Annotated in this window: 13 protein-coding genes; 8 read left to right on the top strand and 5 right to left on the bottom strand. The window is 47.5% G+C overall.

What is annotated here, in order from left to right:
• The first annotated feature begins 101 nt into the window (after positions 1-101).
• The 4 genes from WBJ53_RS10730 (at position 102) to WBJ53_RS10715 (ending at position 7,535) form a co-directional block, all read left to right on the top strand.
• Entirely contained in the window at positions 102-1,499 is a 1,398-nt protein-coding gene (locus WBJ53_RS10730) for an FAD-dependent oxidoreductase (protein ID WP_338876112.1), read from the top strand.
• A gap of 137 nt (positions 1,500-1,636) precedes the next feature.
• Positions 1,637-4,354, top strand: a complete 2,718-nt coding sequence (locus WBJ53_RS10725; RefSeq protein WP_338876111.1) for a hypothetical protein — start codon at positions 1,637-1,639, stop codon at positions 4,352-4,354.
• 53 nt (positions 4,355-4,407) lie between these two features.
• The gene (locus WBJ53_RS10720) at positions 4,408-5,409 is read left to right on the top strand and encodes a hypothetical protein (RefSeq protein WP_338876110.1); all 1,002 of its coding nucleotides are present in this window, start codon (positions 4,408-4,410) and stop codon (positions 5,407-5,409) included.
• A 383-nt stretch (positions 5,410-5,792) separates the two neighbouring features.
• The gene (locus WBJ53_RS10715; RefSeq protein WP_338876109.1) at positions 5,793-7,535 is read left to right on the top strand and encodes a histidine kinase dimerization/phosphoacceptor domain -containing protein; all 1,743 of its coding nucleotides are present in this window, start codon (positions 5,793-5,795) and stop codon (positions 7,533-7,535) included.
• Between the two features lie 71 nt (positions 7,536-7,606).
• Here the strand turns inward: WBJ53_RS10715 and bshB1 are convergent, their stop codons facing one another.
• On the bottom strand, positions 7,607-8,326 hold the full coding sequence (bshB1, locus tag WBJ53_RS10710) for a bacillithiol biosynthesis deacetylase BshB1 (protein WP_338876108.1): 720 nt from the start codon (positions 8,324-8,326) through the stop codon (positions 7,607-7,609).
• Positions 8,327-8,502: 176 nt separating this feature from the next.
• On the opposite strand from bshB1, the gene WBJ53_RS10705 reads away from it, so the two are divergent.
• Entirely contained in the window at positions 8,503-9,510 is a 1,008-nt protein-coding gene (locus WBJ53_RS10705; RefSeq protein WP_338876107.1) for a nitrilase-related carbon-nitrogen hydrolase, read from the top strand.
• A 34-nt stretch (positions 9,511-9,544) separates the two neighbouring features.
• Here the strand turns inward: WBJ53_RS10705 and WBJ53_RS10700 are convergent, their stop codons facing one another.
• Both WBJ53_RS10700 and WBJ53_RS10695 read right to left on the bottom strand, forming a co-directional pair.
• Positions 9,545-10,678, bottom strand: coding sequence for an AI-2E family transporter (locus WBJ53_RS10700; protein ID WP_338876106.1), 1,134 nt, complete (start codon positions 10,676-10,678; stop codon positions 9,545-9,547).
• 78 nt (positions 10,679-10,756) lie between these two features.
• Entirely contained in the window at positions 10,757-11,779 is a 1,023-nt protein-coding gene (locus tag WBJ53_RS10695; protein ID WP_338876105.1) for an LD-carboxypeptidase, read from the bottom strand.
• Positions 11,780-12,035: 256 nt separating this feature from the next.
• Here WBJ53_RS10695 and WBJ53_RS10690 point away from each other — a divergent pair, with 256 nt between their 5' ends.
• Positions 12,036-13,052, top strand: coding sequence for a substrate-binding domain-containing protein (locus WBJ53_RS10690; RefSeq protein WP_338876104.1), 1,017 nt, complete (start codon positions 12,036-12,038; stop codon positions 13,050-13,052).
• Between the two features lie 61 nt (positions 13,053-13,113).
• On the opposite strand, the gene WBJ53_RS10685 is transcribed toward WBJ53_RS10690, so the two are convergent.
• Positions 13,114-13,947, bottom strand: coding sequence for an SdiA-regulated domain-containing protein (locus tag WBJ53_RS10685; RefSeq protein ID WP_338876103.1), 834 nt, complete (start codon positions 13,945-13,947; stop codon positions 13,114-13,116).
• Between the two features lie 288 nt (positions 13,948-14,235).
• Here WBJ53_RS10685 and WBJ53_RS10680 point away from each other — a divergent pair, with 288 nt between their 5' ends.
• Entirely contained in the window at positions 14,236-15,363 is a 1,128-nt protein-coding gene (locus WBJ53_RS10680; protein WP_338877180.1) for a histidine kinase, read from the top strand.
• A 53-nt stretch (positions 15,364-15,416) separates the two neighbouring features.
• Positions 15,417-16,193 carry a LytTR family DNA-binding domain-containing protein gene (locus tag WBJ53_RS10675; RefSeq protein ID WP_338876102.1) on the top strand — a complete coding sequence of 259 codons (777 nt, stop codon included), beginning with the start codon at positions 15,417-15,419 and terminating at the stop codon, positions 16,191-16,193.
• Positions 16,194-16,226: 33 nt separating this feature from the next.
• On the opposite strand, the gene WBJ53_RS10670 is transcribed toward WBJ53_RS10675, so the two are convergent.
• Positions 16,227-16,607 (bottom strand): Hpt domain-containing protein, encoded by a 381-nt coding sequence (locus WBJ53_RS10670; RefSeq protein ID WP_338876101.1) that lies wholly within the window; start codon positions 16,605-16,607, stop codon positions 16,227-16,229.
• Positions 16,608-16,651: the final 44 nt, after the last annotated feature.

Genomic DNA, 16,651 nt, shown 5'->3' with positions numbered 1-16,651 from the left:
GGGGTTATGATTTATGGTTATTCCGCCTAGTAGCACACATTCTATTGAGGCAACGCAACCATAAACCGAAACCCATAAACCGAATACCAAATGCTCAACCCATGAATTATAAATATGTAATTATTGGCTCAGGTCCAACAGGTCTTGGCGCAGCATATCGCCTGAAAGAATTAGGCATTACAGACTTCATTGTTCTGGAAAAAGAAAACCGGATTGGTGGACTCTCGAAAAGTTTCGTAGATGAAAAAGGGTTTACCTGGGATGTTGGCGGACATGTTCAGTTTTCGCACTACAAATATTTTGATGACCTGATGCTGAAGGCACTGGGCGCAGACGGCTGGCTCAGTCACCAACGCGAATCGTGGGTCTGGATCGAAAATCGGTTTGTTCCATATCCGTTCCAGAATAACATCAAATACCTCACGCCCGAAACCATGTGGAAATGCCTGGAAGGCATTATCCACAACTACAAATTTCCCAACAACCAGAAACCGGCCAATTTCAGGGAGTGGATTCTGGCAACCTTTGGGCCAGGGCTGGCCGAAACGTTCATGTTCCCCTACAACTTTAAGGTGTGGGCTTATCCACCCGAAGACATGAATGCGGTGTGGGTCGGCGAACGGGTTGCGATCACAGACCTTCAACGTGTCACGAAAAACATCATTTTTGACCAGGACGATTTTTCGTGGGGTCCAAACAGTACGTTCCAGTTCCCCAAAAATGGTGGAACAGGCGGTATTTGGGAAGCTGTTGGAGATCTGGTTGGCCGGGAGTATGTAAAACTCAACGCAACCGTTGAGAAAGTAATTGGACCAGAGAAAAAAATTGTGCTGGCCAGTGGCGAGGAGATTCACTACGAATACCTGATGAGTACCATGCCACTCGATCTGTTTACGCAACGGGTCGACGGATTGGACTCGAACATTGTTCAGACGGCGCAGGGATTAAAGCATTCTTCTACCAACGTTGTCGGCATTGGCCTGAAAGGGAAGCCTAAAGAAAGCCTGAAAACGATGTGCTGGATGTATTTCCCCGAATACAATAGCCCCTATTACCGCGTGACGGTATTCTCCAACTACAGTCCAAACAACGTTCCGGATATCAATCAGCACTGGTCGCTTATGACCGAAACCAGCGAATCGTCGGCAAAACCCGTCAATCGGGAAACATTGATTGACGATACGATTCGGGCACTGCTGGAAGATGAGCTGATTGAGTCGGCCGACGATGTAATTTCGACCTTTCATATGGCGTTTGACTATGGTTACCCAACACCATCGATTGAACGGGATGCTATTCTGAAAGTAGTATTGCCACAACTGGAGCCGTTCGGAATTTACTCACGGGGCCGGTTTGGAGCCTGGAAATATGAGGTTAGTAATCAGGACCATTCGTTGATGCAGGGAGTAGAATGGGCTAACCGTGTGGTGGCTGATGTGCCCGAATTAACAATGCCTTTTCCTGAAACGGCCAACGCCATGTGGGGAAAAAAACTATAGTCGAAAGCCCGTAATGTTGTAAGTTGCCAAAGTTGCAAGAATCGTAAGTCTGAAACGTCGCCAAAAGGTACTAATGCACTTACGACTTTCAGCCTGCGACGCTTGCAACTTTATGTTTTCGACGCTTACAACTAGTTATGAAACGACGCACCTGGATCGGTATTGGCGCACTTTTGCTGGTAGTTGGCGGTTGGCTGGGTTATCGGCAGCTTTTTTCGCCCCCCCCTACCGTCTGGTCTTTGATGCCAGCGGGGTCGCTACTGGTACTAGCCAGCGACCGACTACAGGACACCGTTTCTGCCCAGGATTTGCGGACGCATATTTCACTACAGCAACTGCCCATATTCAGTGAAGCCAGCCAACGACTCGATCAGTTCATTTATGCAGCAACCGACTCAGCAACGGCTATTCGTTTTGTAAAAAATAAAAACATCCGGTATTCACTTCATTCTATTTCCAAAACTACCCTCGATTTTATCTTTTACATTCCGACGTCGGAAGTAGATCAGGCTTACCTGCATCGTCTGACCAATCCAGACCCACGCCAATATCGTATACTGCGCCATACGTTTGCCGGCGAAAAAATTCTGGATCTGGTAACCCGTTCCAATGATCCCGTCGGATCGTTTATTCTGACCGAAAAGTTTCTGGTTGGTAGCCCTTCGGGAATCCTGATCGAGAACGTGGCCAAACGAATGAACCAATCGTTTCGGCTCTCACAGAACGAACCTAAGTTTCAGGTCGATGCCGACCACTGGGCTGGGCTATCCATTCGGCCAGAAGTGCTTCAGTCGCTGTTTGGTAATGCCAGTTCGCTGGTCCGGCTCTTTCTTCCCGAAGAGCTTAATTTACAGTTTCGCCCATCGGCGTCCCAATCTCATCTAATCGGTTATGCCGTCGACGAAATTGGTGCCCGGCAGGATGTTGCGTCGTTGTTTACCAACCAAACACCCCGACGGATACAGAATGCCGATCTGATTCCACAAACAACGGCAACGCTATATCACATTGGCGTTAGCGATGCTACCCGCTTTGGCAACTCACTTCGTAAACTGCTCCGCTCAGCATCCAGCAATTTTCTGCGCGAGCGATTCCAGCAAATCGAACCCAGCACCGAGGCTATTTACCGCTCGCTGGGCCCCGACATTCTGCTTTGTCGGATGGAGTCGCCAACAGGTGCTCGCCAACAGGTACTGGTTATTACCTCCAAAAACATTAAGGAACTTTCGAATGCGTATCAGCAGGCTGCCTACCGCGCCGGAGCCCAGGCTCCGGCGCCGTTGAAAAATTTTCTGGGGCACAAAACGTTATTGCTCAATGTCCCCGAGCTTCCGGCATCGCTTTTCAGTAGTCTGTTTACGGGGTTTCAACGGAGCTGGATCACTCAGCACGGCACGTCGCTTATTATTGCCAATGCCGAAGATGCCATGCAGGAATACCTCCAGCAGATCCAGCGCAAAGCGGTCTGGTCGACCGATGAACGCCAGGCCGATCTAGTTCGCAATACGCTTCGTCCGGCTAATTTTACAGCCTTTGTCCGGTTAAATCGAATCAATACCGATCAATCGCAAACCCTGTTGACCTCTACCTGGCCTCTGGCCTGGCAAAACCTGCTAACGAATACCGAAACCGGTTCGGCGCTATCGAATCTGGAGAACATTGCTTACCAGGCCAGCTATGGCAACGAAAAGATTCTGTCGACGTTAATACTAGGGCGTACGACCCGCCGGGCCAGCAATGCCGTATTGAATAAACTACTGCTTCAGAAAAAAGTAGACTTCAACGCTCCGCTCATAGCAGCTCCGGTTGTAACAGGCAGTTTAAGCGATGGCTCAGCTCAGTTTTATGCCCAAAACAACGCGGGCCAGTTTGTTCTGGTAACTCCTCAGGGCGACAAAATTGTACAGGATACAACCGATGGGCCCATTCGTAGCAATACCCTGGCAGTCGACTTTCTGGACAACGGTAATCTACAATATCTGTTCATGACCGATCGAACGCTGTACATTGCCGATCCTCGCAAAAAATCGGTACATTTGAATACGATCCGGATTCCAGAAGGTATTGATCCAACGTTTCTGAGCCGCCCACGGGGAAGTTTACAACGAAACTGGGTGGCGCTTGCGGCTCATCGGGACGGTCATATATACGCAATAGATCGCCAGCGCAAAGCCTTTGTACGTATCATTACAGCCCGCCAGAAAGGTTCTCTTCTGCTGCCTTTTCAGGCGATTGCCACGCCAGCCGGTATGGAAATCCTGGCTGCCCAACCTAACGGTACACTGAACCGCTGGCGGGAAAATGGCACTCAACTTCCGCACTATCCCATACGGATTGAACGAACCAATGAAGAAGAGCTCGAAGTTCGGTTTGCAGGTCCGGCCCTGTTGCCACCGGGACAATCGACCATACATACCATTACGGAAGAGGGTCAATTGATAACATTGAATCAGAATGGCCTGATTGCCAGCCGGACGCAACTATACAGGCCCGTTCGGAATGGTGTTTTTAGCCTGTTTCCCGACGAAGCCCAAACCAGTTGGCTATTACTACGCAAAACGGATACGGAAGTGGCTATTCTGGATCAGAAAGGACAGCGCCGGTTCGATGTCCGGGCGTTGCAATCGGGGCGCAATTCTGTTCGTTACCACCGGCTGGGCGCTGGTGTTGAATTGATTAGTGTTCAATCGGGAGGATTTACGACGCTCTATAACCTGAATGGACAAATTGTTGGCGACCGGCCCATTCCGAGCGATTTTCCGATTGCTCTACAATTTGACGAACGAACCAACGAATTATATATATTAAGCGGGGCCAAACAGGCTGTGCAGCTATTTAGTATCCGAATTCGGTAACTCCATTGAACAGGCTTTGCGGTTCAATGCTCTCAACTCCGAGCCACTACACTATGCGTTTTCTTCGATACACTGTTCTGACCATCGCCATTGTTCTATGGGCTGGTGGCCTTTCGTCAACAATCTCGCACTGGTTATATAACCTGAACGTTATTGTCGACGATTATCGCTATGGCGATTTATATCGTATTTCAGCATTACCTCAGTTTAAAGATAGTCAGCCCGTTTGCCCGGCATCGAACCGATCGAGCGATACAGCCACTACACATCTGTATATTATTGGCGATAGCTTTTCAGAAGAACAGCGAATTGGTCAGAACGATTTCCGGGTAAGTTATTATAAACGGGTAAAATGGGGATTCCCTGCCCGTATTCAGCTCGACTCAACCAAACGGAATGTACTTTTGCTCGAAACGGTAGAGCGGCATTTCCGGGAACATTTTGCCCAGCCAGTCAATGAGTTAATTGTTGAAACCGATACGGCCGCATCGCCCACGCCTACCCCATCAGTATGGCGTCGACTTTACGACGATCTGCACCGTAGTGATGTAGAAGAACGGTTATCGTCTGCATTGTTTAGCCACGACTGGGCTTTCTGGTTTAAAGAACTTAAAGCTTCTCTTACCCTAAACTGGTTCGACCGGGCCAGTTCGGGCGTGAGTTTGTCGCGCGATAAACAAAAGATTTTTCTGGATTTCGATACCGACACGACCCGCAAAAAACTATCGTCGTTCGTCGACTTTCCGAAATCAGAAGAAAAAACCCTGATCGATAGCCTTAATTCGGTTGCTAACCACTATAAACAACTGGGCTTCGATGCGGTGTATCTGTCTATAATACCCAACAAAGCGACCATCCTTGAGCCAAACCGAGGCAACTATAACCAGTTAATTCCTCGTATACAGAATAACCCGGCTCTGAAGATAAAAACCGTGGATGTGTATAATCCATTTAAGGAGTTGACGGAGTCGCCTTATCTGAAAGGTGATACGCACTGGAATTGTCAGGGACGATCGGTCTGGCTCACTGCAGTTCGCCAGCAACTGGCGATCTAGCACCATTCGCAAACTAATTAGTGCCCAAAAAAGTCAATATCATCAACAAAAAATACCGATAACTAACAAAATTTTATATTCTAGCCGCTAAAGTCTTTGTAGTGCTTAGATTCAAACCTTGTGACCACAACAAGAAAGTGGTTATGGCAAAAAACAGACAACTAGTGGATTCACCGGGCCAGCGTCGGTTATTGCATCGAATGGTACAGATACACGTAACATGTATCCTGTCTGCGCTGCCTGTTCGACGATCTCAGGCTCTCTGGCAAAGCCATTTTAGTTATCTGATTCGTTTATATGCAGTAGTGATACTTTTTAATGTACCAGTCCATACTACTTTCTGCCAAACCAGGCTTACCGATAGTTTAAAGCATCAATTAACCGTGATAAGCCATGATTCGAGCCGCGTGTTGCTGCTATCGGAATTATGTCTTCAGTATCGATTGTCGATGCCAGACTCGGCCATGTGGTATGGTCAGCAGGCTCTTCAGCTAGCCCGCGAAATCAATTATGTAAAAGGAGAAGCCGATGCATTAGGAAGCATCGGTTTTGTTATGCGCGAAGTTGGCAACTTGCCCAATGCATTGAAGACCGAATTTAAGGCTTATCAGATTGCGGAATCTCATAAACAGGTTTATGAAATGGCCCGTAGTCTGAATATTATCGGGAATATTTATTTCGACCTGAAAGACTATTCGCAGGCACTTATCTACTACCATAATGCCCAGCGCAAACACGCCAGTATTCGCAGCGAAACGGGTCTGGCCATTACACAATCGAACATTGGCAGTATTTATGAGCAGACGAATCGGCTGGATTCGGCCTGGCATTATGAGTGGCAGGCTTATCAGAAAATGAAACGGCTAAACCTGATCAACAATCTGCCATATGTATTGCGCGTTCTGGGAAATATTCAGTCTAAACGTGGTCGTATACGGCTGGCAATGCATTACTACCAGCAGAGTTTAGCCATTGCCCAGCAGGAAAATAATTTACGAAATCTGGCCTTTGCCAATACGGCTATTGCGCGCTTATATAAAAAAACCAACCAACTAGATTCCTGCATTTATTATGCTCAAAAAAGCCTCCTCGAAAGTGAAGAAGGCTCCTATAAACGCGGGGTTCTAATGGCAAGCAGCCTTCTGGCCGAAGTATACGAATCTCAAAATAGCCTGGAAGCCCTTCGCTATTACAAACTGGCCACAGTAACTAAAGACAGTTTATATGGTGCCGAAAAAATACAGGCGCTCCGAGGTATATCGTTCGATGAGCAGGAACGACAACGGGAAATGGAAGCCTCACAACTGGCTTATAAACAGAAAGTAAGTCAATATATCTTACTAATCAGCCTGGCTATTCTGCTGCTCATTGCCCTGATTTTATGGCATAACAATCTGCAAAAACAGAAAGCCAATGCAATGCTGCTCCAGCATCAGGAAAAAATTGGCCAACAGGCCCACCAACTGACTCTGATGATGCAGGAACTGCACCACCGGGTAAAAAACAATTTCGCCATCGTGGCCAGTTTGCTCAAGCTCCAGTCGATCCGGCTTCAGGACGAAAAAGCCATTCAGGCCATGCTGGCCGGGCAACAACGGGTAGAAGCTATGTCGCTTATTCACCAGCGGCTCTATCAAAGCGACCGCGTTACTTCGGTGAATATGGAAGAATACCTGACCGACCTGGCCCGAGGCTTAATGGATGCCTATGGCTACCATCCGGCCGATTTCGACCTTATTCTTACTGTCGAACAAAAAACGCTGGATGTCGATGTAGCCATGCCACTTGGCTTGATCGCCAATGAACTGATTACGAACGCATTCAAACATGCCTACACAGTTGTGGAGCGACCGATGCTTCGAATTGGCCTATACAAAGGCAACGGCATTACGCTGGAAATACAGGACAATGGTCCTGGCTTCGACATCGAACACTGGCAAACAAGCAGTAGTCGCACCACATTCGGTAAGCAATTAATCGTATCGCTCAGCGATCAGTTGGATGCTCAAACCGAATTACTTTATCAGAAAGGGACGTTGTTCCGCATCCATATTACCCATTTTCCGGTAAGTAGCCTACGGGCAACCATTGCCCGGCATTCGGCCGAGATTATGCCTCAGCATTAGAAGGATGCTCAGGCTCGCTGGCGATTGCGTTGCAGACGTACGTCTAGGGCATCTGCAACGCAATTGATCGCTTATCTTAACTGAAACAGATCGTTAACGCCCAGCATTCGTTTGGAAATAAATCCTTCACCAAACTCAGCCCCAATCATGTGGCCATGTTCGCGGGTACGGGCTTCGAGGAATTTCCAGAACGGTTCACTTGAGATATAACTTGCGGGCTCGCTGTTGTCAGGGTCAAAAAACTGACTCTTATAGGCTTTGATAGCCGCCAGTTTGCGCTCCCAATAGGGCGTCACATCAACCACAAAATCGGGTTTTAGCGATCGGTCCTGAATAAAATAGTAAATATAGTTTGGCCGAAACGCTTCCTGGGGCTGGCCATCTTTTCCAACGGTTTTGATCTGCCGAAGGCCTGCATAAAAACAGGCTTCTGTGACTAGCTGAGCAGCCCGGCCATGATCGGGATGACGATCATCGACAGTATTGGTCAGAATAATCTCGGGCCGATAATGACGAATAATGGGTATCAACGCCATTTGGTGTTCTTCGTCGTTCCGAAAAAAACCATCGCGAAAGCCCATATTCTCACGAGCCACCAGATTCATGATTCGTGCCCCTTCGGCCGATTCCTGCAAACGAATTTCGGGAGTACCCCGCGTTCCCAGTTCCCCTCTTGTTAAATCGACTCCGGCTACAGTTCTGCCGCGTTCAACTAACGACAGGATCGTTCCGGCGCAAGTCATTTCAATATCGTCGGGGTGGGCCGCAATGGCCAGTACATCAACCTTCATATAGTTTTGTTCTGTTATACGGGTAATTTAGTTAGGGCAGTATCCCTGATACCCTGACAATCAAACAAACATAGAATTTGTTCGCACTACCGGGTTTTATAGGCTATCATTTTTTCAATTGAAACCCCTAAATTTAGCCCTGAGACGGCAAAGTTTCACCCCACCCAAACCCATCTATGTCGTATAAAGCCCTTGCCCTACAGGCAACCTGTCAAACTGTCAATAGCTACCAAACCCGCGACGAAGTCGAAGCGGTTATGCTTCAGTCCATTGAACGTCTGGAAAAACAACTAGTCGCATCAATCAATTTTATTGGCCGGGATACTCTTCTGGTGGTTGTGCCAGAATATTTTCTGACGGGCTCTCCCCTGCACGAAACAACCGAACAATGGCGCGAAAAGGCGGCTCTCGAAATCGACGGACGTATTTACGAAGCCCTTAGCGCTATGGTGCAGCGGCAACAGATTTATTTTTCGGGGAATGCCTACGAACAGGACCCCTTTTTCCCAGAGCTCTATTTTCAGACCAGCTTCATTATTGGCCCCAGTGGCGATATTCTGCTCCGCTACCGACGGCTTAATTCCATGTATGCTCCCACACCACATGATGTTTGGGAACTGTATCTGGACGCCTATGGATACGATTCGCTGTTTCCAGTCGTCAAAACAAACATCGGCAATCTGGCCTGCATCGCGTCAGAAGATATTTTGTACCCAGAAGTAGCCCGATGTCTGGCCGTACGGGGAGCCGAAGTGCTCCTGCATTCTACGTCCGAACCAGGTAGTCCACTCCAGACACAGCGCAAAGTAGCCAAAGTGGCTCGGGCCATCGAGAATATGGCCTATGTTGTCTCGGCAAATTCGGCAGGACTGGCCAACAGCCCGATCCCGTTTGGCTCAACCGATGCAGGCTCCCGAATTATTGATCCGAAAGGCCTGATACTGGCCGAAGCCGGGTATGGCGAAAGCATGGTCGCCAATGCCGATATTGACCTGGCCGCTCTGCGCGAATTCCGTCAGCGGCCAGCAGCCGCCAACCTGCTGGCGCGTCAACGATTTGAGCTATACATTCAGAGCTATTCCGAGCATAAAATTTATCCGCCCGGCACCCTGTTAAGTCAACCCGCCGAGCGGCAGAATTTTGTTCGTACGCAGCAGGAAGTTATCAAGAAACTTTATAGCTAAGTACTGGGGTATTACTGCCTATTACCTGATATGCTTACGACGGATTGGCCTTAAGATTTTCAGCCTCTGCTGTTTTCCGGCGTCGTCGTGATAGCCGAAGCAGGTTGTTTCCCAATTCTTCGGGGCTCTGATCGCCCAGCAGTATTCCCCAGGCACGCAAACTCTCAACCCGATCGAAAATAACTTTCAAAATGGCGATGGCCGGAATCGACAGAAACATTCCCGATACACCGGCTAAAGCCCCACCTATCAGTACTCCAACAATTGACACTAACGCATTGACCCGGACTTTGGAGGCAACAATGAGTGGTACCAGCACATTGTTATCAATAAACTGCACGAACAGAAAGACGCCAACAACGCCCAGCAATACGCCAATATCTGGCTGATTACTAAATGTGATTAACACCGTCAGGGCAGTTGCAATGAGACCGCCGATATACGGAACCAGATTTAAAATAGCGGCAAACACGCCCAGCAACACCGCATATCGGACGCCCAACAGCAACAAGCCCACCGAATTCAGAACAGCAACGGTAATTGTTTCGACTAGCAATCCAACCATATAGCTCTGAATCACACCTTTAATTTCGGTCAGCACCTCGCGCACCTGAGCGGCATGTTTTTCGGGAAATAGCACAACCGCAAAATAGAGCAGCATTGAGCGATAGTACAGCAGCAAAAACACATAGATTGGAATGAGCGTCATGGTTCCCAGCGGGCCCGCCAGTACACTGATCGTATCTGGGCTCTGTAAGGTATCGAGTGTTTGCGTCTGCGCCTTCTCGATGTATTTGTTCTGTTGTCGGTAACTGACATTGTATTCGCGTCGAATCCACCGCTGGATGTCGTGATATACATCGTTGATATTCCGTTTCAGCTTAGGAATATCGTCCGTAAAATCGGCCAGTTGCATCGACAACAAAACCGTAACGCCCGCCAACAGAATGATCGCCAGTAGTAAAGCCAGGCTAATGGAAATTACTTTGTGCAGCCCCAGTCGGTTCAGACGATTTTCAACAGGACGGAGCAGTACGGCTAACAAACCTGCCATAGCCAATGGAACCAGAATATCCTGTCCCAGATAAATAGCCACTGCCAGAATAGCCAGCGATAGTAACGAATGCGAAAAACGGTGATAATGCGGGGGTAAGGTGTTGGGAAGCATGGTCCTGTTCCTGGAAAAACTCGTTCGATTTATGCGGGTTGGATAGTAGACAAAAAAAGGAAGTATGCGACTTTCGAGTTATAGTACGGCGCTTTCCAGCAACCGAATCGTGCCCTTATCGGCGTCGATTTCGGCATTGATCCCAATTGGAACCGTAAATTTGTCGGTGATGTGTCCAATCATGGCCCCCGCAAAAGCAGGCACGTTCAACGGTACAACCTGGTCGGTCAACACATCGTCGAACGTTAGCGAGCCATAGCCACCGCTACCGGGCTCGCAGGAAGTACACTTCCCAAACACAAAGCCCGCCAGTTGCTCCAATACACCCGCCAGTTTCAGATGCGTTAACATCCGGTCTACGCTGTAAATATCTTCGTGTGTGTCTTCTACAAACAGAATCTTGCCTTTCCAGTCGGGCAGGTAAGGCGACCCAAGCAAATGCGACAGCACCGTCAGATTACCACCTACCAGTTGACCACGGGCCTGGCCAGATCGCAGGGTAAAAATCCGATCTTTTGTCTGAGTCAGGTTATCTTCTTTTTTTTCAGGATTCTGGAACGTTACGGCCCGACCATCAATCAATACCTCCCGCAGCCAGCCTACACTAAATGAATTCCAGGTAACGGCTCCCACGGGCCCATGCATGGTTGCTAATCCTGTTTGGGCGTGAATGCCCAGCAGCAACGCTGTGATATCGCTATAACCAATCAAAATTTTCGGATTACGCCGAATGAGCTCATAATCGAGCAGTGGCAAAATACGGGCACAGCCCCAACCACCGTGCATGGCCATGATCATACTTACCGACGAATCGGCAAACATTGCATTCAGATCCGCTGCCCGGTCGGCATCGTGCCCGGCCAGATATCCGTATCGGTCATAAAAATGCGTTCCAAGTTTCGTTTTAAAACCCAATGCCTGCAACGACTCAATGGTTATCTGAACGGTTTCGCGACTGTAGGCCGGAGCCGCCGGACAAATTAGCCCTACCGTATCGCCAGGCTTTAGCCGATTTGGCTTAGTTGTTGAGAACCGCTCAGACGAGAACGGCAAAAAAGGAGCAAAAACCGCTGTTTTAAGCAGCGAACGGCGGGTTGGCATCGCTTATTGGTGGCGTTGATGATTGAGGTGGCTAAAATTAACAGCTAATTGTGAACTCATAGACTGAAACCTAAACTATTCTTCCAAATCAGAAAACTGGTTTACCTTCAAAGAATCTAATTTTATTTACTAAAATTCCAGTATTTTAACTTATCCATTGGTAAATGAGTAATTTGGCGACTGTTACTGGATACCACCCAACAGTATTTTCGCTTAATTATTCTGAAAACCAGCCAACCTAACCCCTGCACGCTTTATGCAATTGACTATAAATGAACGTTCCAGTACGCCAAAGTACCGCCAGATTGTAGAAGCGGTATTACATGGCATCGAAACAGGTTCATTACATCGCGACGAACAGCTCCCCTCTATTAATGAACTTAGTGAGGAGTTTTATCTGGCCCGCGACACGGTCGAAAAAGCATATAAATTTCTAAAAAAAGAAGGCATTATTCAGTCGGTACGGGGAAAGGGGTACTTTATCCGGCGAGAAAGCCCCGATCAGTTACGGGTTCTGCTCCTGATGAATAAGCTCAGTGCCTATAAAAAAATCATTTATTACGCCCTGCTCGATGAATTAGGACCAGGAACGGTTGTTGATCTGCGCCTGCATCACCACGATGCCGCTCAGTTTGCCCACTTAATTCGCGAAAATCAGGATCTGTATCAGTACTATGTTGTGATGCCCCATTTCTACGAACAGGCATCACGCCCCGTCAATCTTCAGGCTCTCCTGGCCGGGATTCCTTCCGAAAAACTGGTCTTGCTCGATAAAAACATTCCCGATCTGACGGGAAATCATGTCGCTGTTTATCAGGACTTTGAACATGATCTATATGAAGCGCTGGAAGCCGGGACCGATTTACTGGAAAAATACCAGAAACTGATTCTGATTTTCCCGAAAGATGTTCATTACCCAACAGATATTGTACGTGGCTTCCGGAATTATGCGATTCATCACAAAAAAGATTTCGCCATTCTGGACACAACCAACCAGTATACCATTGAATTACATACGGCCTATATCGTTCTTGAAGACAGCGATCTGGCCGAACTTGTCCGTCAGGCTCGTCAGCACGGCATGATTCTGGGGCAGGATGTTGGCATTTTGGCATTCAACGAAACTCCGCTCAAAGAAGTACTGGCCAATGGCATCACGGTGGTGTCGACCGATCATGAACAAATGGGCCGTACGGCCGCCCAGCTAATGCTTAGCCGACGATTTGAGAAAATAAAAAATCCATTCGGCCTCATCCGCCGAGGTTCGTTGTGAAATAAGTTTTCAGTGCGCTGCATTTAATTATCGTAAGACGATAGGCGGAGCCACTATAAACTTACCGCTTATAGTCAAACTTCAGAATATATCCTTTTTTGCCATCGCCCTCGCTGGAAATAAACATATCGCCATTAGGCGCAAAGCAGATACCTTCTGGCTGACGAAATTGCTTGGGGTCAAGCGGCTCGGAATACAAAATTTTAGCCTGTCGATTTGTAATCAGCAACCGTTTTCCGGCCGATGTCAGCATATACCACTCACCCGTGAGTGGATGCACCGCAATAGCTGAAGGCTTGTAGGTTTTCGGATCGATGCCTGCCGCTTCGAGTTGGTCGTCATTAAGGCTCATATCCTTAAAAACCGCTTTATTAAGCAGATCGAATGAATAAACTGCCTTATCGCTAGACTGACTCCCGTTCTTAACTGCAATCAGCAAGCGTTTGGTTTTGGGATCGTAACCCAGTCCTTCCACTTCCGTTTTTTTGGGTAAGTCGGTTTTTGTACGTCCTATCTGTTTCGACTCAGGCTCGAACCGAAACAGGTTTCCGTTGCTTTCGAGCACATACACCTCACCGTTTACGTACTCAATACCTTCAAAATCGCCATATCCGCCAAACCCGAAGCTATTGGCAACGGCTTTCTTTTGCGTATCGTATACAAACACCACCGCTTCTTCGTCCTGCACGCACAACAACTGGTCTTTTTTGTAATATGTTAGTCCCGAAATTTCCTCTAGTTCTTTGGGCAGCGTATACTTTTCGGTAGAGGCTGTTAATGTATAGGGCAATTTGAACGGAGCAGCCAGTTGGCCTGCTTCTGGCTTGTCATTTTTTTTCGATGACGTGCCGCAGCCTGCCAAAAGCACAGCTATTCCCAGCAAAAAACGATTCATATTGGATCAGATTTGCAACAAATGTACATCCGATGTAGCACAATTGTATGTACTGTTCAAAGCAGCCTCGCCACTTTAAAGGCAGACCCAGATAGCCCAACTTTAAGAAAATAGCCGTAGAATAGCGGTTCAATCCCTAAATAACCTCAATAAAAGACGTTTTCATTTCTCTAGTGACCTGCTCACAAACAGAATGGCGTCATTCAGATTAGCGAAATGGGCATTCCGCTCGTTTCATTTTTGTCGGTTATTAGCTATAATTAGATTTGTATAATGGCTATTCCCCCCCTGACATATCGCCTGACCAATCGGCAAAAGTGGCAACTCGCTTTAAGTGTGTTTGTCATTTACTGGCCTATTCGGCTCTATGTAGCGATTGCGACCTTTAGTTGGGCGCTGATTGTCCGGAGCATCCCTTTCTGGATTCTGGAAACAATATTGAGTGTTTTATTTTTCTATGCCTGGATAACAGTAACAGAATGGCTACAGCAACGGCTTTTTAAAAGCTTTGGCGATGGTTTTCTAATTGAATTCAGAATTCCGGCACAACTAGCTACACTTGGTATTGCCAGTGCGCTGGCAGTAGTGTTCAATATTGGCTTTTATACGCTCTGGCATAGTGTTGACGATACCCTTCAACAACGTTTTGGAATTGTCCGCGATCAGGATGCTCAACGTACTAAACCCAGCCCAAACGTTGTAGAAGAACGTCGCAAACGAACCGAACAACGACGGCGCAGCAATAACGGTATGACTGTTATGGCCATGTTATCGGCCTTTTATCTGGCAGCCAACCGCCGGGCCTACCGCCAGTTGGAAGATGTTCAGGTGCGGGCCGAACGACTCGAAAAGGAAAATGTTCAGGCCCAGTTTGCGGCCCTGAAAAGTCAGGTAAACCCCCATTTTCTGTTCAATAGCCTGAGCATCCTGTCGTCATTGGTTCATGCCGATGCCGATTTATCCGAAAAATTCATCGACCAGTTATCCAGAGCGTATCGCTATATTCTGGAACAGAAAGATAATGAGCGGGTGCTGCTCAAAACCGAGCTGGAGTTTATTCAGGCCTATCGGTTTTTGCTGAATATCCGCTTTGAAAACAAATTTGATGTTGTTATCAATGTACCGGAAGCCGATCAGAATCGCTATAGCATTGCTCCGCTGACATTGCAGTTACTGGTCGAAAATGCGGTGAAACATAATCGCATGTCGGCCAAAGAACCTTTACATGTACACATTCGGGTAGAGGGCGAGTGCCTGGTTGTTCAGAACAATCTGCAAATACGTCCTCAATCTGAAACATCAACAGGAGTCGGATTACAGAATATCATTACCCGCTATGCCATGCTCACAGAACGATCGGTTTGGGTTGGCGAGAATGAGGGCAGTTTTATTGTAAAAGTACCGCTACTAAGCTAAACAGAATGCACGGCTGCCATCTACCTCTTTCGTGCATTCGCTCTTGAACAATTATGAATGTAGTCATTATTGAAGACGAGAACCTAACGGCCAAACGACTTGAAAGTCTTCTGCTCAAATACGATCCGGCAATTAAGGTACTTAACCGGATTCCGTCGGTAGCCGAGGCTGTAGACTGGCTAAATGAACCCGACCGGCCCACTATCGATCTGGTATTTATGGATATTCATCTGGAAGATGATCTGGGATTCCGAATTTTTGAACAGGCCGAGCTAAACACCCCCGTTGTTTTTACGACCGCCTACGATGAATACATGATTCAGGCGTTTAAGGTAAACAGTATCGATTACTTACTTAAACCGATTAACTACGATGAACTTGTTGCTGCCATCGAAAAATATAAAGCGCTAAAAAAGCAATTTGGCCAGGCCAGCTCTGCCCCCGACCTGGAAACCATTTTAAACCTTATTGGCAGACAGAAACAAACCGAATATAAAGATCGGTTCATGATTACGGTGGGCACCAAAATCAGAAGTATCGACACAAACGATGTCGCTTATTTTTTCCTGGAAGAAAAAGTGGTGTTTCTTGTCACGAAAGATGGGCTGACTCTGCCAGTCGATTATAGCCTCGATAAGCTCACTCAATTGCTTAACCCAAAGCAGTTTTTCCGAATCAGCCGACAGTATCTGGTATCGTTGCCTGCTATACAGACTATTCATACCTTTTCGGCGGGCAAACTAAAACTGGATTTGGTGCCCAAAACGAAACACGATGTTTTTGTGAGCGGAGACCGTATGACCGAGTTTAAGGAATGGTTAGGAAAATGATCCGGGAAATCGGCGTTGTCCTGAAAAACCATTCTATGCCAGGTCATTCATTCGGGCTAGCTCGTCTCTAATCTTCACAACTCCCAGATCAAATCCCGACTTGAACTGACCCCAGGCCGTAAGAAACGGTTCTGATTGGGGGTTTCCTTTCACCATATCCTCCAGATTCCGAAAATCTGTTTCCAGTTGCGTAAGGCCAACCATACCCAGCCAGGGCAGTACCTGATGCATGGCGTTTGCTATTTCCGGCCATTGCTGCAAATAGACATCACGATCAAGTTTTTCAAAATCCGGCAATACACTGTCCAGAAACAGCCCAAAGGTATTTCGAATTAACCTTGGGTTATCACCATATAAACTAACCAGTCGCTCATAGTCGATAACCGCTACGAGATTTTTATCTGATGCCTCCATAGCACTTCGTTTATGAAGTATTGAGCAGCATCAGAGCCAAGCAC

It is taken from the genome of Spirosoma sp. SC4-14, assembly GCF_037201965.1.
GTDB lineage: Bacteria > Bacteroidota > Bacteroidia > Cytophagales > Spirosomataceae > Spirosoma.
This window is presented reverse-complemented; position numbering and strand designations above follow the sequence as displayed.